The organism is Polaromonas sp. YR568 (assembly GCF_943369675.1).
Classification (GTDB): domain Bacteria; phylum Pseudomonadota; class Gammaproteobacteria; order Burkholderiales; family Burkholderiaceae_C; genus Polaromonas.
In genome coordinates, this window is record NZ_CALROB020000014.1 from 93,050 (window position 1) to 110,778 (window position 17,729).

General features: G+C 64.4%; 21 protein-coding genes and 1 pseudogene. 3 read left to right on the forward strand and 19 right to left on the reverse strand.

All coding sequences use genetic code 11. The annotated features are described in order from the left end of the window. Positions 1–10 precede the first annotated feature (10 nt). Both ACLV8F_RS09880 and petA read right to left on the reverse strand, forming a co-directional pair. On the reverse strand, positions 11–1,420 hold the full coding sequence (locus tag ACLV8F_RS09880; protein WP_411884052.1) for a cytochrome b: 1,410 nt from the start codon (positions 1,418–1,420) through the stop codon (positions 11–13). A 118-nt stretch (positions 1,421–1,538) separates the two neighbouring features. Continuing rightward, positions 1,539–2,174: a ubiquinol-cytochrome c reductase iron-sulfur subunit gene (petA, locus tag ACLV8F_RS09885; RefSeq protein WP_411884053.1), complete on the reverse strand. Its 636-nt coding sequence runs from the start codon at positions 2,172–2,174 to the stop codon at positions 1,539–1,541. Between the two features lie 287 nt (positions 2,175–2,461). Here petA and mscL point away from each other — a divergent pair, with 287 nt between their 5' ends. Next, positions 2,462–2,887: a large conductance mechanosensitive channel protein MscL gene (gene mscL / locus ACLV8F_RS09890; RefSeq protein WP_411884054.1), complete on the forward strand. Its 426-nt coding sequence runs from the start codon at positions 2,462–2,464 to the stop codon at positions 2,885–2,887. A 12-nt stretch (positions 2,888–2,899) separates the two neighbouring features. On the opposite strand, the gene pdxA is transcribed toward mscL, so the two are convergent. After that, the gene (pdxA, locus tag ACLV8F_RS09895) at positions 2,900–3,937 is read right to left on the reverse strand and encodes a 4-hydroxythreonine-4-phosphate dehydrogenase PdxA (RefSeq protein ID WP_411884055.1); all 1,038 of its coding nucleotides are present in this window, start codon (positions 3,935–3,937) and stop codon (positions 2,900–2,902) included. Between the two features lie 218 nt (positions 3,938–4,155). Here pdxA and ACLV8F_RS09900 point away from each other — a divergent pair, with 218 nt between their 5' ends. After that, the gene (locus ACLV8F_RS09900) at positions 4,156–5,505 is read left to right on the forward strand and encodes a hypothetical protein (protein WP_411884056.1); all 1,350 of its coding nucleotides are present in this window, start codon (positions 4,156–4,158) and stop codon (positions 5,503–5,505) included. 24 nt (positions 5,506–5,529) lie between these two features. Here ACLV8F_RS09900 and ACLV8F_RS09905 read toward each other — a convergent pair whose 3' ends face one another. After that, entirely contained in the window at positions 5,530–6,291 is a 762-nt protein-coding gene (locus ACLV8F_RS09905) for a Nif3-like dinuclear metal center hexameric protein (RefSeq protein WP_411884057.1), read from the reverse strand. Between the two features lie 135 nt (positions 6,292–6,426). Here ACLV8F_RS09905 and ACLV8F_RS09910 point away from each other — a divergent pair, with 135 nt between their 5' ends. Next, the gene (locus ACLV8F_RS09910) at positions 6,427–7,587 is read left to right on the forward strand and encodes a S1C family serine protease (protein WP_411884058.1); all 1,161 of its coding nucleotides are present in this window, start codon (positions 6,427–6,429) and stop codon (positions 7,585–7,587) included. 12 nt (positions 7,588–7,599) lie between these two features. Here ACLV8F_RS09910 and tatC read toward each other — a convergent pair whose 3' ends face one another. The 15 genes and pseudogenes from tatC to ACLV8F_RS09985 form a co-directional block, all read right to left on the reverse strand. Next, a complete protein-coding gene (gene tatC, locus ACLV8F_RS09915; protein ID WP_411884059.1) occupies positions 7,600–8,400 on the reverse strand; it encodes a twin-arginine translocase subunit TatC in 801 nt (266 codons plus the stop codon). A gap of 67 nt (positions 8,401–8,467) precedes the next feature. After that, positions 8,468–8,935 (reverse strand): Sec-independent protein translocase protein TatB, encoded by a 468-nt coding sequence (gene tatB / locus ACLV8F_RS09920; protein WP_411884060.1) that lies wholly within the window; start codon positions 8,933–8,935, stop codon positions 8,468–8,470. A gap of 17 nt (positions 8,936–8,952) precedes the next feature. Beyond that, the gene (tatA, locus tag ACLV8F_RS09925; RefSeq protein ID WP_411877402.1) at positions 8,953–9,192 is read right to left on the reverse strand and encodes a Sec-independent protein translocase subunit TatA; all 240 of its coding nucleotides are present in this window, start codon (positions 9,190–9,192) and stop codon (positions 8,953–8,955) included. A gap of 167 nt (positions 9,193–9,359) precedes the next feature. Then, positions 9,360–9,719 (reverse strand): histidine triad nucleotide-binding protein, encoded by a 360-nt coding sequence (locus ACLV8F_RS09930; RefSeq protein WP_411884061.1) that lies wholly within the window; start codon positions 9,717–9,719, stop codon positions 9,360–9,362. Between the two features lie 21 nt (positions 9,720–9,740). Next, positions 9,741–10,091, reverse strand: coding sequence for a DUF4870 family protein (locus tag ACLV8F_RS09935; RefSeq protein WP_411884062.1), 351 nt, complete (start codon positions 10,089–10,091; stop codon positions 9,741–9,743). 52 nt (positions 10,092–10,143) lie between these two features. Continuing rightward, a complete protein-coding gene (locus tag ACLV8F_RS09940; protein WP_411884063.1) occupies positions 10,144–10,539 on the reverse strand; it encodes a phosphoribosyl-ATP diphosphatase in 396 nt (131 codons plus the stop codon). After that, entirely contained in the window at positions 10,526–10,942 is a 417-nt protein-coding gene (gene hisI, locus ACLV8F_RS09945; RefSeq protein WP_411884064.1) for a phosphoribosyl-AMP cyclohydrolase, read from the reverse strand. Before hisI ends, ACLV8F_RS09940 begins: the two co-directional genes overlap by 14 nt. A 96-nt stretch (positions 10,943–11,038) precedes the next feature. Next, positions 11,039–11,842 (reverse strand): imidazole glycerol phosphate synthase subunit HisF, encoded by an 804-nt coding sequence (hisF, locus tag ACLV8F_RS09950; protein ID WP_411884065.1) that lies wholly within the window; start codon positions 11,840–11,842, stop codon positions 11,039–11,041. A 127-nt stretch (positions 11,843–11,969) separates the two neighbouring features. Next, positions 11,970–12,710, reverse strand: a complete 741-nt coding sequence (gene hisA, locus ACLV8F_RS09955) for a 1-(5-phosphoribosyl)-5-[(5-phosphoribosylamino)methylideneamino]imidazole-4-carboxamide isomerase (RefSeq protein ID WP_411877408.1) — start codon at positions 12,708–12,710, stop codon at positions 11,970–11,972. Positions 12,711–12,799: 89 nt separating this feature from the next. Next, the gene (gene hisH, locus ACLV8F_RS09960) at positions 12,800–13,489 is read right to left on the reverse strand and encodes an imidazole glycerol phosphate synthase subunit HisH (protein WP_411884066.1); all 690 of its coding nucleotides are present in this window, start codon (positions 13,487–13,489) and stop codon (positions 12,800–12,802) included. Between the two features lie 37 nt (positions 13,490–13,526). After that, positions 13,527–14,144, reverse strand: coding sequence for an imidazoleglycerol-phosphate dehydratase HisB (hisB, locus tag ACLV8F_RS09965; RefSeq protein ID WP_411884067.1), 618 nt, complete (start codon positions 14,142–14,144; stop codon positions 13,527–13,529). Next, positions 14,141–15,235, reverse strand: a complete 1,095-nt coding sequence (gene hisC, locus ACLV8F_RS09970) for a histidinol-phosphate transaminase (RefSeq protein WP_411884068.1) — start codon at positions 15,233–15,235, stop codon at positions 14,141–14,143. Before hisC ends, hisB begins: the two co-directional genes overlap by 4 nt. Beyond that, positions 15,232–16,575: a histidinol dehydrogenase gene (hisD, locus tag ACLV8F_RS09975; RefSeq protein WP_411884069.1), complete on the reverse strand. Its 1,344-nt coding sequence runs from the start codon at positions 16,573–16,575 to the stop codon at positions 15,232–15,234. Before hisD ends, hisC begins: the two co-directional genes overlap by 4 nt. Before the next feature lie 3 nt (positions 16,576–16,578). Then, positions 16,579–17,229, reverse strand: coding sequence for an ATP phosphoribosyltransferase (gene hisG / locus ACLV8F_RS09980; protein WP_411884070.1), 651 nt, complete (start codon positions 17,227–17,229; stop codon positions 16,579–16,581). Then, positions 17,226–17,729 (reverse strand): annotated as a pseudogene (locus ACLV8F_RS09985) (UDP-N-acetylglucosamine 1-carboxyvinyltransferase); the annotation flags it as partial. The pseudogene ACLV8F_RS09985 and the gene hisG, both read right to left, overlap by 4 nt.

Below are 17,729 nucleotides of genomic sequence, written 5' to 3' on the forward strand. Positions count from 1 at the left end.
TCTCCAACTCTCAGTGACCGTGAAAAACAGGACGGTCCGGCGGTGTCTTGGGGGTGCCCACACGGCTCCACCACGGCATCAGGATAAAGAAGCCGAAGTAAAACAGCGTGCCGACCTGCGAGACGCGTTCGCCGATGGGCGACGGCGGCTGAACGCCGAGGTAGCCCAGCACCAGGAAGTTGATGACAAAAATGCCGTAGAGGTATTTATGCCAGTCAGGACGGTAGCGAATCGACTTGACCGGGCTGTGATCGAGCCAGGGCAGGAAAAACAGGATCACCACGGCACCGCCCATCACGACCACGCCCCAAAATTTCGCGTCGATGGACAGCAGCAGCGCGGCGCCCACAACGGCGGCGCCCACGATGACGGCCTTGAACAGCACCGGCATGCGGAACTTCCAGACGCTGAAGCCCGCGGCACCGACCACGCAGACGATCAATGCATAGATCATCTCGGTGGTGATGGCACGCAGCATCGAGTAGTAAGGCGTGAAGTACCAGACCGGGGCGATGTGCGCCGGCGTCTTCAGCGGGTCGGCCGGGATGAAGTTGTTGTACTCGAGGAAATAGCCGCCGAATTCGGGTGCGAAAAAGATGATCGCCGAGAAGATCATCAGGAAGACGCTCACGCCGAAAATGTCGTGCACCGTGTAGTACGGGTGGAAAGGAATGCCGTCAAGCGGATGGCCTTGCGCGTCCTTGGGCGCGTTCGGGCCCTTGATTTCAACGCCGTCGGGGTTGTTGGAGCCCACTTCATGCAGCGCGATGATGTGCGCGGCCACCAGGCCCAACAGCACCAGGGGCACGGCGATCACGTGAAACGCGAAGAAGCGGTTCAGCGTGGCATCACCCACCACGTAGTCGCCGCGAATCAGGAGCGCCACATCGGGGCCGATGAAAGGAATCGCGGCAAACAGGTTGACGATCACCTGTGCGCCCCAGTAGCTCATCTGGCCCCATGGCAGCAGGTAGCCCATGAAGGCCTCGGCCATCAGGCACAGGAAAATCGCACAGCCGAAAATCCAGACCAGCTCGCGCGGCTTGCGGTAGCTGCCGTAGAGCAGGCCGCGGAACATGTGCAGGTAGACCACCACGAAGAAAGCGGAAGCGCCGGTGGAATGCATGTAGCGGATCAGCCAGCCCCAGGGCACGTCGCGCATGATGTACTCGACCGAGCCGAAAGCCAGTGCGGCATCGGGCTTGTAGTTCATCGTCAGGAAGATGCCGGTCACGATCTGGATGACCAGCACCAGCATGGCCAGCGAGCCGAAGATGTACCAGAAGTTGAAGTTCTTCGGCGCGTAGTACTCGCTCATGTGCTCTTTGTAGAGCTTGCTGGCGGGAAACCGGTTGTCGACCCAGTTCATCGCCTTGGCGGCGAGCGGGGCATCGGGGGAAATTTCTTTGAATTCAGCCATAACTGATCCTGGTTCGGTGGGGTTCTTTGGCAAGCGCCTGGCAGGTGCGGCTGTGTGGCGGCAAATATCGGGCGCTGGCTACAGGGTCTTGTAAAGGAGCTTGGGGTGGAAAGCGCCTTCAGGCCTTCTTGTCTTCACCAATCAGCAACCGGGTGTCTGACAGGTACATGTGCGGGGGAACTTCGAGGTTGTCGGGCGCGGGCTTGTTCTTGTAGACGCGGCCGGCCATGTCGAAGGTCGAGCCGTGGCAGGGGCAGAGAAAACCGCCGGCCCAGTCGTCGGGCAGCGAAGGCTGCGCGCCGGGCTGGAACTTGTCGGAAGGCGAGCAGCCCAGGTGCGAGCAGATACCGACCACCACCAGCGTTTCGGGCTTGATGGAGCGGTTTTCGTTGCGGGCGTAAACAGGGGTCAGCTCATCGGGCTTGCGCTCGGACTTGGGGTCGGCCAGCAGGGCATCGACTTTGGGCAGCTCGGCGAGCTGCGCGGGCGTGCGCTTGACGATCCAGACCGGCTTGCCGCGCCATTCGACCGTGATTTTTTCACCGGGCTTGACGTCGGAAATATCGACTTCGACGGCGGCGCCGGCGGCTTTGGCTTTTTCGGAGGGCTGGAAGGTGCTGACGAAGGGAACAGCGGTGGCTGCTACGCCTGCGCCGCCCACCACGCAGGTGGTCACGAGCCAGTTTCTTTTATCTTTGTCTACGGGGGCGCCGTGCGGCACACCATTCGCGCTTGCTTCGCTTGCTTGGGTCATGAGAGTCCTTCAAGAACTGGCTTGAAATAGGCATAGTGGGGTCAACCCGCAATTGTAGCGGAGCGCGATGTCGTTTTTCAAGGCAAGGGGGCGTATCCCGGTGGCCCTGACGAGCTTCGCGCCGGGTTGCCTGCCTGTTTTTTAAGCATCGCCACGATTGGGCATCCACATACTTTGTTTCAAGCCGGTCCCACGCGCCCGCTGCGCCGGCGGGTCCAGCCTTGATAATGTTTTTCGGGATAAGCCGGCGCGGCCGGCAATGGCTCAGCAACAAGAGGAGAGACTTCATGGGAATGATGCAGGAATTCAAGGAATTTGCCGTCAAGGGCAATGTAATCGACCTCGCCGTCGGCGTGATCATCGGCGCGGCTTTCGGCAAGATCGTCGACGCCGTGGTGAGCGACCTGATCATGCCGGTGGTGGGTCTGGTCTTCGGCAAACTGGACTTTTCCAGCATGTATGTGCTGCTGGGCACCGTACCGCCCGGCACCGACACGTCGCTGGAGGCGCTGCGCAAGGCCGGTGTGCCGGTGTTCGCTTATGGCCACTTCCTGACCGTGACGGTCAACTTCGTCATCCTGGCCTTCATCATTTTCCTCATGGTCAAACAGATCAACCGCCTCAAGCGGCATCACGAGGCCACGCCGTCCCCTGCCGCAACGCCTGAAGACATCGTGCTGCTGCGCGAAATCCGCGACAGCCTCAAGAAATAAACCCGTAGCGCGTCAGCAAACAGCAAGCCGGCGCGCCATGCGCACGGCCGCCAGCAGGCTGGACGCATCGGCGCGGCCGCTTCCCGCGATGTCGAATGCGGTTCCGTGGTCGGGGCTGGTGCGCACCAGCGGCAGGCCCAGCGTGACATTGACGCCCTGCTCTACCCCCAGGTACTTGACCGGGATCAGCCCCTGGTCGTGGTACATCGCGACCACCACGTCAAACTCGCCGGGCTTGCCGGCTGCATGGCGGGCCCGCATGAACACCGTATCCGGCGCGAAGGGGCCGCTCACATCCAGGCCTTCCGCGCGGGCGGCGGCGATGGCCGGCGCGATGATGGCCTGCTCTTCACTGCCGAACAGTCCGCCTTCGCCCGCATGGGGATTGAGCCCCGCCACCGCGATGCGTGGCGCGCGTCCCAGGCTGGCGGCCACGGCGCTGTGCGTGATGCGCAGGGTTTGCAGCACGTTGTCGAAGGTGACGGCCTCGATGGCGTGGCGCAGCGACATGTGGATGCTGACCAGCACGGTACGCAGTTCGTCATTGGCCAGCATCATGCGCACCGGCACTTCGCCCACGGGTTTGCCCAAAAAGGCGGCCGCCTCAGCCTGCAGCATTTCCGTGTGGCCCGGAAAGCCCGCTGCCCAGCCACCGGCAGCCGACAGGGCTTCTTTATGGATGGGTGCGGTCACCAGCGCGGCGGCTTCGCCAGCCAGTACGTGGCGGGCCGCCCAGACGATGCAGTCCGCCGCGGCTTGACCCGCCACAGCGCTGACCTGTCCGTAGGGGACCAGCCCCGGCAGCGTGCACTGCTGCAACACCGCGATGCAGTTTGGCGGCACGCCCGGCAGGTCGGCCAGGCTGTCCAGCCGCGCAACAGGCAATGCGAGCGGCGATGCCACCAGCGCGGCGGCGCGGCGTAGCGTGGCCACGTCACCCACCACGGCGCAGCCCGCCATGTCGGCCGGCGCTTCGCGAAAAACCCGGGCGATGATTTCCGGGCCTATGCCGGCCGGATCGCCCATGGTGACGAGCAGCGGCTTAGCCACAGGGCGCCCTCCGCTTCACGGTAGACCATTCGGGCCGCAAAGTGCATTCCACGGCCGGACGGACCATAATCGCGAAAAAACGGGTAAGCCTGCAGGCGGCAAGACGCCGCGGCGGGTAAAAAGACGAAGGGGATTCGGGCAAATGCATTCTTGGGCTATTTTGGCGCAAACCAGAGCACGGCGGCCGGCAAGCCCGCGCGCGCAAGGTTGAGCTAGCCATGAATGCCGCCGCCCACCTCTTGATGCCCGACGCCGACATGATGCTTTGGAGCGCTGCCGCCGGCGCGCTGGGCCTTGTGCTCCTGCTGGCGTTGGCCGACGCCTGTTACAGCCGCAACCGCGCCGCGTGGCAGACGCTGGCCTACCTGGCCCTGTGCTGGGTGGTGGTGATGCTGCTCAGCGGCCTGCCCGCCGCCCTTTGGCCGGATGCGCGGGAGTGGCTGGCCACCGCGCAAATCCTGTCGGGCCCGCTGTGCGCCGCCGTCGGCAGTTTCGGCGCCAGCAAATGGCTGTCGGCCCACCAGCGCGACCGCGTGATGAAAGCCAGCCTGCTGGGGATGACCCTGGTATGCCTGGCAGGCGGCCCGCTGTGCCTACTGCTCCTTGCCCCTGACTGGCGCCTGCCGGCCTCGGGCGCGCTGGCCATCGCCAACCTGTCGGTGGTTCTGTGGCTGTCGGTGCGCGCCACGCAACTGGGCGACAGGCTGGCCTGGGGCCTGGCGCTGGGGTGCCTGCTGACCCTGCCCGCGCAGATCGGCCTTTACGGGATGGCGCTGAACACCACGCGGCCGCCGCTGCTGCTGCAGGGCGGCGTGGCGCTGACGGCGCTGCTCAGCGTGGTCATCACTGCCGCGATGCTGTGGCTGCGCAACCACCAGACCCGGCAGATGATGCAGGGCGAGGTGTCCCGCCGCGATCCCATCACCCAGCTCTATGACGGCGTGGCCATGGTGCAGAAAATCATCCGCGCGCAGCGCCGCCGCCTGCGCACCCGGCGCGACGGCGCCCTGATGGCCGTGCTGCTGTTCGAGCCCGAACGCCTGCTGCCGCAAATCGGCCAGGCGGGCCTGAACGACATCTACATCCAGCTGGCGCGCCGCATGCAGCGCCATACCGGCACCGTGAACCCGGCGGGCCGCTACTACGACCGCTGCTTCGTGGTGTTGCTGGAGACCATGCATTCACCGCGCTGGATACGCACGCTGGGCCTGCGCGTGGCTTCCAGCCTGCGCCGGCCCATGGACGTGCCCTCGCTGGACGGCCGGCACCTGCGGATCACACCCGACATCGCCGTCGGCATCGTTCACCTGTCCACCGCGGACAAGGACGTGGACCAGTTGCTGCACGAGGCGCAATCGGTGGCGGAGGCGGCGCGTGCCATGCGTTCCCGTGCGGCCTTGCTGGACCTGGAAAGCCACACCGCCGTGCCGGTCGAGCATGCCGAGCTGGGCTCCAGCTGGCGCGCCCTGCGCAATGCGCCGCCGAAAGCGGCTGTGCGCCCCAAACACCCGAAACCCGTCAACAGCAAATCCCCGCGGACCGGCAGGCCGCGCCACAAGCCCGCCTGAATCGCCCCCCCCGACGGGCAGGCCTCAGGCCGGGTTGTCGATATCGATGAACTCGTGGGCCAGGCCCAGTTGCGCAGCCACCCGTCCCGCCACCGCCGGCGCCCCATAACGCTCGGAGGCGTGGTGGCCGCAGGCCATGAAGGCCACGCCCATCTCTCGCGCGTAATGCGCTTGCGGCTCGGAAATCTCGCCGGTGATAAAGGCATCGGCGCCCGCCGCGATCGCCGCCTCGAAGTAGCCTTGCGCGCCGCCCGTGCACCAGGCGATGTTGCGGACGGGCTTCTGAGCCGGTCCGGCCAATACCACCTGCCGTCCCAAGACCCGCTGCACATGCGCCGCCAGCGCAGCGGCGTCGGTGAACCCATTGCCGTCGGTGCTTGCGCCCATAAAACCCAGGTCCTGCTCGCCGAAGCGCCCGCCGGCCGTCAGGCCCAGTTGCAGGCCCAGCTGGGCGTTGTTACCCAGTTCGGGATGCGCGTCCAGCGGCAGGTGGTAGGCATAGAGGTTGACGTCATGCGCCAGCAGCAAGGCCAGGCGCTGCTTCATCCAGCCCGTGACGCGGCCGTCCTGGCCGCGCCAGAACAAGCCGTGGTGCACAAAAATGGCATCGGCCTGCGCGGCAATGGCCGCCTCGATTAGCGCCAGGCTGGCGGTGACGCCGGAGACGATCTTGCGGACTTCGGGCCTGCCCTCGACCTGCAGGCCGTTGGGGCCGTAGTCCTTGAAGCGCGCGGGCTGCAAAAGCGCATCAAAGGCCTGCAGCAAATCCTGTCGTGTGGTGCTCATGCGGCGATTGTCTCAGGCGCGGGCGGCCGGCGAAAGGCTTGGGGACTTGATGGACCTGAGGGACAATAGAGGCTTGCAGCGCCAAGCTCCGCGCGGTTTTTGACGTTTTTTTTGCCGACACTCCCCCACTCACTCATGAAGCGTACCTGGCTCCTGTTTTCCCAAGCCGTCACCGTCCTGCTGGCGGCTTACTTCGTCGTCGCCACGCTCAAGCCCCAGTGGCTGGACCGCGGCAACACGCCAGGCGTCTCGGTGATCGAGGCGCCGGCCGGCAGCACGCCGCGCAGCGCGGGCGCGGCAGGCGGCTTTGCCTCGGCCGCCAAGGTGGCCTCCGCCGCCGTCGTCAGCATCAACACCAGCAAGGCCGCGGCGAAAAACCCGCATGCCGAAGACCCGTGGTTCAAGTTCTTCTTCGGCGACCAGAGTCCCAACGAGCCGCAGGGCGGCCTGGGCAGCGGCGTCATCATCAGCGCCAGCGGCTACATCCTGACCAACAACCATGTGGTGGAAGGCGCCGACGAGATCGAGGTCATCCTCAACGACACGCGCAAGGCCAAGGCCCAGGTCATAGGCACCGACCCCGACACCGACCTGGCCATCCTGAAAATCGAACTCGACAAGCTGCCTGTCATCGTGCTGGGCAACTCCGATGCGCTGCAGGTGGGCGACCCGGTGCTGGCCATCGGCAACCCCTTCGGCGTGGGCCAGACCGTGACCGGCGGCATCGTGAGCGCGCTGGGCCGCAACCAGCTGGGCATCAACACCTTTGAAAACTTCATCCAGACCGACGCAGCCATCAACCCCGGCAACTCGGGCGGCGCGCTGGTCGACGTGAACGGCAACCTGATGGGCATCAACACCGCGATCTACTCGCGCTCGGGCGGCTCCATGGGCATAGGCTTCGCGATTCCGGTGTCCACCGCCAAACAGGTGCTGGAAGGTATCGTGAAAGACGGCCAGGTCACACGCGGCTGGATAGGCGTTGAGCCGCAGGACTTGAACCCCGAACTCGCCGAGACTTTCGGCCTCAAGCCGGCCGCCGCAAAAGACGGGGGCGTCATCATCACCGGCGTACTGCAAAACGGCCCGGCCGCGCACGCCGGCATACAGCCCGGCGACGTGATCACCGCCGTGGACGGCAAGAATGTGCGTAACGTGAGCCAGCTGCTGACCGCCGTGGCGGCCCTCAAACCAGGCACGCCCGCGCCGCTGACGGTGCTGCGCAAGGACAAAGAGACGGAGATTGCGGTAACGCCCGGCAAGCGCCAGCGGCCTAAACCGCAGCCGCAGCGCTAGTCCGCCAAAGAATCAGGGCTTGGCCGCTTCGGCCTCGCCGTCGTCTTCCGGCTTTTTGGTGTGCTTGACGAAGAGCAGGGCGGCAAGGATGCCCACTTCATAAAGCCCACCGACGACGCCCAGCAGCATGATCATCGAGCCCGCGTCCGGCGGGGTCACCAGCGCGGTGCCGACAGCCGCAATCACCCAGAAATAACCGCGGTACTGGCGCAGCTGGGACACGGTGAGTACCCCCATGCGCACCAGCAAAATCACCGCGATCGGCACCTCAAAGGCGAGGCCGAACGCCAGGAACATCCCCAGCACAAAACTCAGGTATTCCTCGATATCCGGCGTGGCCGTGATCGACTTGGGCGCAAAGCTCTGGATAAAGGCAAACACCTGGCCGAACACGACGAAATAACAAAAGGCCACGCCGAAAAAAAACAGCAAGGTGCTGGAAACCACCAGCGGCATGACGAGTTTTTTCTCGTGCGAGTAAAGGCCCGGAGCGACGAAGGCCCAGACCTGGTAAAGCACCACCGGCAGCGCGATCATGAAGGCCGCCATGAACAAAATCTTGATCGGCACCACAAAGGGCGTGATCACGCTGATGGCAATCAGCGTGGCCCCCTTGGGCAGCGTGGCCACCAGGGGCGCGGCCATCAGGTCATAGAGCGCGCTGGCGCCCGGGTACACCGCCAGCACGGCGGCGGCAATCCCGATGGCGATCACCGCCTTGATCATCCGGTCGCGCAGCTCCATGAGGTGCTGCACAAAAGGCTGCTCGGTGCCCGCGAGTTCGTCAGGCTTGTCGGTGTTGGGATCGCTCATGAAGGGAATTTGCGCTGGATGGGTGGCGCCGGAAGATGCGCAAAGAACAGAAGATCGGCAGCAAGGCTCAAGACAGGCGGCCCGGCTGCGGACGGAAGCGCGCCACGCGCGCGGCCCCCGACTGCGCACGGGTGCGCACGCCGGAACGGGCCTTGTACCACTGGGGCGTCGCGCCCTGCTTGAGGCGCCACTTCTTTTTCGGGTGCTTGTATTCGGGGAAGATTTCCATGCCCGGCAAGGCGCTGGAGGACGAGTCGCCGGTTGCCTCGGCCCAGGATTTTTCAAAATCGCTGGCGTTGGTCTGGATGGAGTTCTCGACGTCGCGGGCGGCGCCCTCGACGGTTTCCTTCATCTTCTTGAGCTCGTCCAGCTCCATGGAGCGGTTGACTTCATTCTTGACGTCGGCCACATAGCGCTGCGCCTTGCCCAGCAGCATGCCCACGGTGCGTGCCACGCGCGGCAGTTTTTCCGGGCCGATGACGATCAGCGCCACGGCGCCTATCAGCGCCATTTTGGAAATGCCGAGGTCAATCACGGAGTGTCAGGCCTGAATTACGACTTCTGGCGCGCTTCGACGTCGATCGTCGTTTTGTCGGCAGCTTGTGCGTTGGTCACGCTGGCTGGCGGCACGGGCACGTCGGCGGGCGTCTGGCTGCCGTCCTTCATGCCGTCCTTGAAGCCTTTGACGGCGCCGCCGAGGTCGCTGCCCATGTTTTTCAGCTTTTTGGTGCCGAAAACCATCACCACGATCAACAGCACGATCAGCCAGTGCCAGATGGAAAATGAACCCATGATTTGCTCCTAATCTGTAAATACAGGTGTAAATGCAATATTGCCGGTTTGGGGCGGTTTGCACGCAATTGCATTGATTCTAAAGGCCAGTCCCGCCGGGACGCCTATTAGACCCATTGGCCTACCGGGTTAGTGTGCTTACGCGGCCCGGGGTTCCCCAGCTCTCTTCAGCCTTTCAGCCAAGGGCGTGGACCGCCAATGACGTGGAAATGCAGGTGGTGCACTTCCTGCCCGCCTTCCGAGCCGGTGTTGGTCACGATGCGGTAGCCGCCCTCGGGATAAGGGTTGCAGCCCTGCTCCATCGCCAGCCTCGGCGCCAAAACCAGCATGCGGCCCAGCAGCGCCGCGTGCTCAGGGCCCACCTGCGCCATCGACGGAATATGGTCCTTGGGGATGATCAAAAAATGCACGGGCGCCCAGGGATTGATGTCGTGAAAAGCGAACAGTTCGTCGTCTTCGTACACCTTGCGGCTGGGAATGGCGCCCGCAGCGATCTTGCAGAAAATGCAGTTGTCGGAGTGGTTCATGGCTTGGTTGCTCTGAAGAAATCAAGTAGGCCGGTGGCTGTTGAAACGCATCCAGCCGCGCACGCAACGGTACAGGTACCAGAGCCAGACGATGCCATAGGCAAAGAGGCCCGGGAAGAACAACAGCAGCCACAGAGGCGACAGCAGCACCAGCCAGCCCAGCGTCCACCAGAATGTGCGGATCATGTAGTTGTGGTGGTCGATGTACAGCGCATCGGATTCATCGGCGCGGCGTATGTAATTGACGATCACGGCAATCACCGCGAACACGCCGCCGCTGAACCAGGCCAGCGTGTGCAGGCCGTAAAGCACATGCATGACGATGCGGTCGTTGGGGTTTTTGCCTTCGAATTCGGCCAGGTCGGTTTCCATCGCTCAGGTTCCTGTCACGGTGAAGTCAAAAGAAAATCGACGGCCGGTGCCCTCATGGCTTTTCGGCCGCATCGCGTTGCTGCGCCTTGCGCAAGGCTTTTTCCTCGATGCCGCTGGTGCCTTCGCGGCGCTCCAGTTCGGCGATCACGTCGGTCGGGCTCAGCCCGTAATGCGCCAGCGCGATCAGGCTGTGGAACCACAGGTCGGCGACTTCGCCGACCAGCTTACCCTTGAGTTCACCCGCCGCACCACCGTGGCTCAGCGCGCAGTCGATGTCCTTGGCAGCCATCACGGTTTCGGTGGCTTCCTCGCCGATTTTTTTCAGGAAGGCGTCCGGGCCTTTGTGCAGCAGGCGCGCCACATAACTTGTGCCCGGGTCTCCGCCGTTGGCCGCTTTGCGGCTTTCGATGATGTGCGCCAGGCGCTGGAGGGAGTCATTCGTGCTCATGTTTGCCGGGGGTCTGTTTGTACATCGTTGTCGGGTCTTTCAGGACCGGCTCGGTCACCACCCACTGGCCGTCTTTATACACACTGAAAAAGCAGCTGTGGCGGCCGGTGTGGCAGGCGATGCCCGGCGTGTGGCCCAGTTGCGTCACCTTGAGCAGGATCACGTCGTTGTCGCAGTCCAGGCGGATTTCATGCACCGTTTGCTGATTGCCGGATTCTTCGCCCTTGTGCCAGAGGCGCCCGCGTGAGCGGCTGTAATAGACCGCCTGGCCGAGTTCGGCGGTTTTTTGCAGTGCCTCGCGGTTCATCCAGGCGAACATGAGCACATCGCCGCTGGAGGCTTCCTGCGCAATGACCGGGATCAGGCCCTTGTCGTCCCAGCTAACGTCGTCCAACCAGTTCATCGGCATATTCTCGAAGATTTGGGCATTACAGCCGATTGCAACATAAAACCGGCGGAGGCAAGGCGCAGCGGCACGCCGCGCGCGAATCCTGCGGGCTTATTTCAACCTCATGGGGATGCCGCGCGCTGCCATGTGCTGCTTGGCCTGCTGCACGGTGTATTCACCGTAATGGAAGATGCTGGCGGCCAGCACTGCGTCGGCGCCGCCGGTCTGGATGCCGTCGGCCAGGTGTTCCAGGTTGCCGACGCCGCCCGAGGCGATCACCGGCACGCTGACGGCGTCGCTCACCGCGCGGGTCAGCGCCAGGTCGAAGCCCGACTTGGTGCCGTCGCGGTCCATGCTGGTCAGCAAAATCTCGCCGGCGCCGCGCCGCGCCATCTCGGTGGCCCAGGCCACGGCGTCCAGGCCGGTGTTTTTGCGCCCGCCGTGGCTGTAGACGTCCCAGCCGGGGCCCACCGGTTCGCCGGCAGGGGTCAGGCGTTTTTCGTCCTCTGCATTGCGCCGCTTGGCGTCAATCGCCACCACGATGCACTGCGAGCCGTACTTGGCGGATGCGTCCGCGATGACCTGCGGGTTGGCGATGGCGGCCGAGTTGAAACTGGTCTTGTCGGCGCCGGAATTGAGCAGTCGGCGCACGTCCTCGACGGTGCGCACCCCACCGCCCACGGTCAGCGGAATGAAAACCTGCGAGGCCACGGCCTCGATGATGGGCAGGATCAGGTCGCGCGCGTCGCTGGTGGCGGTGATGTCGAGGAAGGTGAGTTCGTCGGCGCCCTGATCGTTGTAGCGCGCCGCGATTTCCACCGGGTCGCCCGCGTCACGCAGCTGGGTGAAGTTGACGCCCTTGACCACGCGGCCGCCGGTGACGTCGAGGCAAGGAATGATTCGTTTGGCTAGCATGTGGCCCCCACGCTTCTCGCTTCGCGTAGTGCGCTGCCCCCCGAGGGGGCCGCTGCGCCTGCGGCCCGGCAAAGCCGGTTCCGCGGCCCTGGCTGGCATGAAGAGCCGCTCTTCATCGCAACAGCGGTCATCCGTTTAATTCGTCCGCCCGAGCCTGGGCTTTCTCAAAGTCGAGATCACCGCTGTAAATCGAGCGGCCGCAGATCACGCCTTCCACGCCCTCTTCCTCGACTTCGCACAAGGCCTCGATGTCGGCCATGTTGGACAGTCCGCCCGAGGCGATCACCGGAATCGTCAGCGCCTGGGCCAGCTTGACGGTGGCGGCGATGTTGATGCCGCTGAGCATGCCGTCGCGGCCTATGTCGGTGTAGATGATGGATTCGACGCCGTAGTCCTGGAATTTCTTGCCGAGGTCGATGACCTCGTGCCCGGTCATCTTGCTCCAGCCGTCGGTGGCGACCTTGCCGTCCTTGGCGTCCAGGCCGACGATGATGTGGCCGCCGAAGGCGGTGCAGGCGTCCTGCAGGAAACCCGGGTTCTTCACGGCGGCCGTGCCGATGATGACGTAGCGCAGGCCGGCGTCGAGGTAGCGCTCAATGGTGTCCAGGTCGCGGATGCCGCCGCCCAGCTGCACGTCGATTTCGCTGCCGACTTCAGCCAGGATCTGCTTGATGGCCGCCTCATTTTTGGGTTTCCCCGCGAACGCGCCGTTCAGGTCCACCAGGTGCAGGCGGCGCGCGCCCTTGTCGACCCAGTTGCGCGCCATGGCGGCCGGGTCTTCGCTGAAGATGGTGGATTGATCCATGTCGCCCTGTTTGAGGCGGACGCAGTGACCGTCTTTCAGGTCAATCGCGGGGATGAGTAGCATGTGGCGGTAAAAAAGACGGTAAAAAAGAAACGGGTGCTCAGGGTAACAAAAAGCGGCGCGCCCCGATACCCGGGTCTGACCCAAGGGACTCAGGGATTCCAGTGCAGGAAGTTGCGGTACAGGGCCAGGCCGTGGCCGGCGCTTTTTTCGGGGTGGAACTGGGTGGCAAAAATATTATCGCGTGCAACCGCCGCCGTAAAGCGCGCGCCGTAGTCGGCTTCGCCGGCGATGTGGCGCGCATCCGACGGGCGGGCATAAAAGCTGTGCACGAAGTAAAAGTAGGCGCCGTCGGGCACGCCGGCCCAGACCGGGTGGGCTTTGGCCGTGCCCGCACCATTTTGGTAAACCTGGTTCCAGCCCATTTGCGGCACCTTGTAGCGGCTGCCGTCGGGCTGGGTCCTGCCCGCCAGTTCGAACTTGACGACCTCGCCGGGGATCAACCCCAGGCCGGCTGTGCCTGTCCCGCCGTCGCCGGGCTGGCCTTCGTCGCTGTGGCTCAGCAGCATCTGCATGCCGACGCAGACGCCGAACAGCGGCTTGTGGGCCGCCGCGTGCAGCACCGAGTCCAGCATGCCGGAATCGGCCAGCTCACGCATGCAGTCGGCAATCGCGCCCTGGCCGGGCAGCACGATGCGCTCGGCCGCCATCACGTCTTCGGCCCGGGAGGTGACCAGCACCTCAAAGCCGCTGCCCGCCGCCACATGGCGCACGGCTTGCGACACGGAATGCAGGTTGCCCATGCCGTAGTCGACCACGGCCACTGTTTTGGGTTTTGCCATCAGGGGATCAAAGTTGGAGGGACAGCAAGGGCTTGGCTTACAGCGAACCCTTGGTCGAAGGAATCACGCCTACCGAGCGCGGGTCGATCTCCAGCGCCATGCGCAGCGCCCGGGCAAAGGCCTTGAACACGGTTTCGGCCTGGTGATGGGCGTTTTCGCCCTTGAGGTTGTCGATGTGCAGGGTGACAAAAGCGTGGTTCACAAAGCCCTGGAAGAACTCGTAGGCCAGCTGGCTGTCGAAAGTGCCGATCATGCCGCTCTTGAAGGGCACATGCATTTCCAGCCCCGGGCGGCCCGAAAAATCGATCACCACGCGCGACAGTGCCTCGTCGAGCGGCACATAGGCATGGCCGTAGCGGCGCAGGCCCTTCTTGTCGCCCACGGCCTTGGCCACGGCCTGCCCCAGCGTGATGCCCACGTCTTCCACCGTGTGGTGGCCGTCGATGTGCAAGTCGCCCTTGGCCTGGATGTCCAGGTCGATCAGCCCGTGGCGGGCGATCTGGTCCAGCATGTGGTCAAAAAAGCCTATGCCCGTCGACAGGCTGGCCTTGCCGGTGCCGTCGAGGTTGAGCTTGACGGTGATCTGGGTTTCCGCCGTGTTGCGCGAGACCTCGGCCGTTCTCGGTTCGGTGGAAACAGGTGTGGGGATGGTCATAGGGATTTTTCAAGCGCCGCCAGCATTTGCGCGTTCTCGTCCGCGGTGCCGACCGTCAGGCGCAAACAATTGGCCAGCAATGGATGCATTTTAGAAACGTTTTTGACCAGCACCTTGTGCGATTTCATGCCTTCAAAGGTTTTGGCCGCATCGGGCACGCGCACCAGGATCATGTTGGCGTCGCTTTTCCAGGCCTTAATGCCCTTGGGCGCGAGGGCGGCCAGCGCATCCATCAGCACGGCGCGCTGGGCCACCAGTTCCTGGGCCTGGGCGGCGAATTCTTCCTGGTGCTCCAGCGCGAACAGCGCACATTCGTAATTGAGCACGCTGATGTTGTAGGGCGGGCGCACCTTGTCGACCTCGGCGATCAGGGCCTTGGGCCCCATCATGTAGCCGATGCGCACACCGGCCAGGCCGAACTTGCTCATGGTGCGCATCAGCAGCACGTGGCCGTGTCCGGCGATGCGGTCGATGTAGCTTTTGCTCGAAAACGGCTGGTAGGCCTCGTCCATCACGACCAGCCCGGGCGCCGCCGCGACGATTTTTTCGATCACCGCGTCGTCCCACAGGTTGGCCGTGGGGTTGTTGGGGTAGGCCAGGTAGATGATGGAAGGCTGGTGCTCCTTGATGGCGGCCAGCATGGCAGCTTCATCAAGCTCAAAGTCGGCCGTCAGCGGCACGCCGATGAATTTGAGGCCCTGCAGCTGCGCGCTCATGCCGTACATCACAAAACCGGGCATGGGCGCCAGGATGGAGCCGCCCTCCACGTCGCAAGCCATGGCCAGCAGCGAGATCAACTCATCCGAGCCGTTGCCCAGCATGATGTCGAAGCCCTCGGGCATCTGCGCATAGTCGGCCAGCGCGCGGCGCAGGTCGTTGACCCGCCCGTCGGGATAGCGGTTCAGCGCGAGCGCGCCCAGGCGCTGGCCCAGGTGCGCCTGCAGCGCCGCGGGCAGGCGGTGCGGGTTCTCCATGGCGTCGAGCTTGACCATGCCGGCCGAGTCCTGGATGGCGTAGGCGTGCATGGACTGCACGTCCTGGCGGATCAGCTTTTTGAGTTTGGGGTCCAGGGAGGGTGCAGGCAGGGTCATTTGGTCTTTCTCATCTCGGGGACGGTCTTCAATCGCATCTCGGCGGCACGGGCGTGGGCTTGAAGGCCTTCGCCGTAGGCCAGCTCGGCAGCGACCTTCCCGAGAATCTGCGCGCCGGCTTCGCTGACCTCGATGAGGCTGGAGCGCTTCTGGAAATCGTAGACGCCCAGCGGCGAACTGAACCGCGCCGTGCCGCTGGTGGGCAGTACGTGGTTCGGGCCGGCGCAGTAGTCACCCAGCGACTCGCTGGTATAGGCGCCCAGGAAGATGGCGCCGGCGTGCTTGAGCAGCGGCTCCCACTTGTGCGGCTCGCGGCTGGAGACTTCCAGGTGTTCGGGCGCGATGCGGTTGCTGATCGCACAGGCCTCTTCCATGCTGCGCGTGTGGATCAGCGCGCCGCGTCCGTTCAAGGACTTGGCGATGATCTCGGCGCGCGGCATTTCAGGCAGCAGGCGGTCTATGGCGGCCTGCACGGCGTCGATGTAGGCGGCGTCGGGGCACAGCAGAATGCTTTGGGCAAGCTCGTCGTGCTCGGCCTGGCTGAACAAGTCCATGGCCACCCAGTCGGCCGGCGTGCTGCCGTCGGCCAGCACCAGGATTTCTGACGGACCGGCGATCATGTCTATGCCCACGGTGCCGAAGACGCGCTTTTTTGCGCTGGCGACGTAGGCGTTGCCGGGGCCGGTGATCTTGTCGACCTTGGGCACGGTCTGCGTGCCGTAGGCCAGCGCGGCCACGGCCTGCGCGCCGCCAATGGTGAAGGCGCGGGTCACGCCCGCCACGTAGGCGGCGGCCAGCACCAGAGCGTTTTTCTCACCCTTGGGGGTGGGCACGACCATGATGATCTCGCCGACGCCGGCCACGTGGGCGGGGATGGCGTTCATCAGCACCGACGAGGGGTAAGCCGCCTTGCCGCCGGGCACGTAGATGCCGACGCGGTCCAACGGCGTGACCTTCTGGCCGAGCAGGGTGCCGTCTTCGTCGCGGTAGCTCCAGCTTTCGCCACTGGCCTTCTTCTGGGCTTCGTGGTAGCTGCGCACGCGGCGCGCGGCGGCTTCGAGCGCGTCGCGCTGGGCGGCTGGAATCGCGTCGAAAGCGGCTTTGAGTTCGGCCTGCGTGAGTTCCAGTTGGCCCATACCACCAGCATCCAGGCCGTCGAAGCGCGCGGTGTATTCCAGCACCGCCGCATCGCCGCGCTGCTGCACGTCGGCCAGGATGTCGGCCACGCGCTGCTCGATGGCCGCGTCGGTGTCCGCCGACCAATGCAGCCGCGCCTTGAAGTCGGCCTCAAAGCTGCCGGAAATCGTGGAAAGGCGGGCGGGCGCGGCGGTCAGTTTCATGGGTCAGGGTTTTTTCGAGGAGGCCGTGGCGGCGGAAAGGGCGTCTATGAGCTGGCGTATGGGCGCCTGCTTGAGCTTGAGCGCGGTCTGGTTCACCACCAGGTGCGAGCTGATGTCCATGATGCGCTCGACTTCGACGAGATGGTTGGCCTTGAGCGTGCTACCGGTGGACACCAGGTCGACGATGGCGTCGGCCAGACCCGTGAGCGGCGCCAGTTCCATGCTGCCGTAGAGCTTGATCAGGTCGACGTGCACGCCCTTGGTGGCGAAGAAGTCGCGGGCGATCGCCACGTATTTGGTGGCGACTTTCAGGCGCGAGCCCTGGCGCACGGCGGCGGCGTAGTCAAAACCTTCGCGCACGGCCACGCTGATGCGGCATTTGGCGATCTGTAAATCAAGCGGCTGGTACAGGCCCTGGCTGCCGGACTCGAGCAGGGTGTCCTTGCCGACCACGCCGAGATCGGCACCGCCGTATTGCACGTAGGTGGGCACGTCGGTGGCGCGCACCAGCACCACGCGTACGCCGGGCTGGTTGGTATCCAGGATCAGCTTGCGGGATTTTTCAGGGTCGTCCAGCACCTCGATGCCAGCGCTTTTGAGCAGCGGCAGGATGTCGTCAAAGATGCGGCCCTTGGAGAGCGCGAGCGTGATCATGCTTTTATCCGCTCGATGTCGGCGCCGATTCCGCGCAGCTTGGCTTCCATCTGGTCGTAGCCGCGGTCCAGGTGGTAGATGCGGTCCACCAGGGTTTCGCCTTCAGCCACAAGGCCGGCGATCACCAGGCTGGCGGAGGCGCGCAGGTCGGTGGCCATGACAGTCGCGCCGGAGAGCTTTTCGACGCCCTCCATGACGGCGATCTTGCCGTCGATCTGGATCTTCGCGCCCAGGCGCACCATCTCGTTGACGTGCATGAAGCGGTTTTCAAAAATCGTCTCGGTCACGGTGCTGCTGCCCAGCGCGATGGCATTGAGCGCCATGAACTGGGCCTGCATGTCGGTCGGAAAACCGGGGTATTCGGTGGTGCGGAAGGATTGCGCCTTCATGCGGCCGCTGGCCTGGATGCGGATAAAGCCCTCGCCCGCCGTCACGGTGGCGCCGGCTTCGCGCAGCTTGTCGATCACGGCGTCGAGGTGGTCGGCGCGGCCGTGCTTGAG

Coding starts and splice junctions, on each gene's coding strand:
- tatA (WP_411877402.1), bottom strand. CDS start 9,192: ATGGGTTCATTTTCCATCTGGCACTGGCTGATCGTGCTGTTGATCGTG.
- ACLV8F_RS09880 (WP_411884052.1), bottom strand. CDS start 1,420: ATGGCTGAATTCAAAGAAATTTCCCCCGATGCCCCGCTCGCCGCCAAG.
- petA (WP_411884053.1), bottom strand. CDS start 2,174: ATGACCCAAGCAAGCGAAGCAAGCGCGAATGGTGTGCCGCACGGCGCC.
- hisA (WP_411877408.1), bottom strand. CDS start 12,710: ATGCTACTCATCCCCGCGATTGACCTGAAAGACGGTCACTGCGTCCGC.
- hisH (WP_411884066.1), bottom strand. CDS start 13,489: ATGGCAAAACCCAAAACAGTGGCCGTGGTCGACTACGGCATGGGCAAC.
- ACLV8F_RS09900 (WP_411884056.1), top strand. CDS start 4,156: ATGAATGCCGCCGCCCACCTCTTGATGCCCGACGCCGACATGATGCTT.
- hisI (WP_411884064.1), bottom strand. CDS start 10,942: ATGAACTGGTTGGACGACGTTAGCTGGGACGACAAGGGCCTGATCCCG.
- ACLV8F_RS09940 (WP_411884063.1), bottom strand. CDS start 10,539: ATGAGCACGAATGACTCCCTCCAGCGCCTGGCGCACATCATCGAAAGC.
- hisF (WP_411884065.1), bottom strand. CDS start 11,842: ATGCTAGCCAAACGAATCATTCCTTGCCTCGACGTCACCGGCGGCCGC.
- hisD (WP_411884069.1), bottom strand. CDS start 16,575: ATGAAACTGACCGCCGCGCCCGCCCGCCTTTCCACGATTTCCGGCAGC.
- hisB (WP_411884067.1), bottom strand. CDS start 14,144: ATGACCATCCCCACACCTGTTTCCACCGAACCGAGAACGGCCGAGGTC.
- ACLV8F_RS09905 (WP_411884057.1), bottom strand. CDS start 6,291: ATGAGCACCACACGACAGGATTTGCTGCAGGCCTTTGATGCGCTTTTG.
- ACLV8F_RS09935 (WP_411884062.1), bottom strand. CDS start 10,091: ATGGAAACCGACCTGGCCGAATTCGAAGGCAAAAACCCCAACGACCGC.
- mscL (WP_411884054.1), top strand. CDS start 2,462: ATGGGAATGATGCAGGAATTCAAGGAATTTGCCGTCAAGGGCAATGTA.
- ACLV8F_RS09910 (WP_411884058.1), top strand. CDS start 6,427: ATGAAGCGTACCTGGCTCCTGTTTTCCCAAGCCGTCACCGTCCTGCTG.
- hisG (WP_411884070.1), bottom strand. CDS start 17,229: ATGATCACGCTCGCGCTCTCCAAGGGCCGCATCTTTGACGACATCCTG.
- hisC (WP_411884068.1), bottom strand. CDS start 15,235: ATGACCCTGCCTGCACCCTCCCTGGACCCCAAACTCAAAAAGCTGATC.
- ACLV8F_RS09930 (WP_411884061.1), bottom strand. CDS start 9,719: ATGAACCACTCCGACAACTGCATTTTCTGCAAGATCGCTGCGGGCGCC.
- tatC (WP_411884059.1), bottom strand. CDS start 8,400: ATGAGCGATCCCAACACCGACAAGCCTGACGAACTCGCGGGCACCGAG.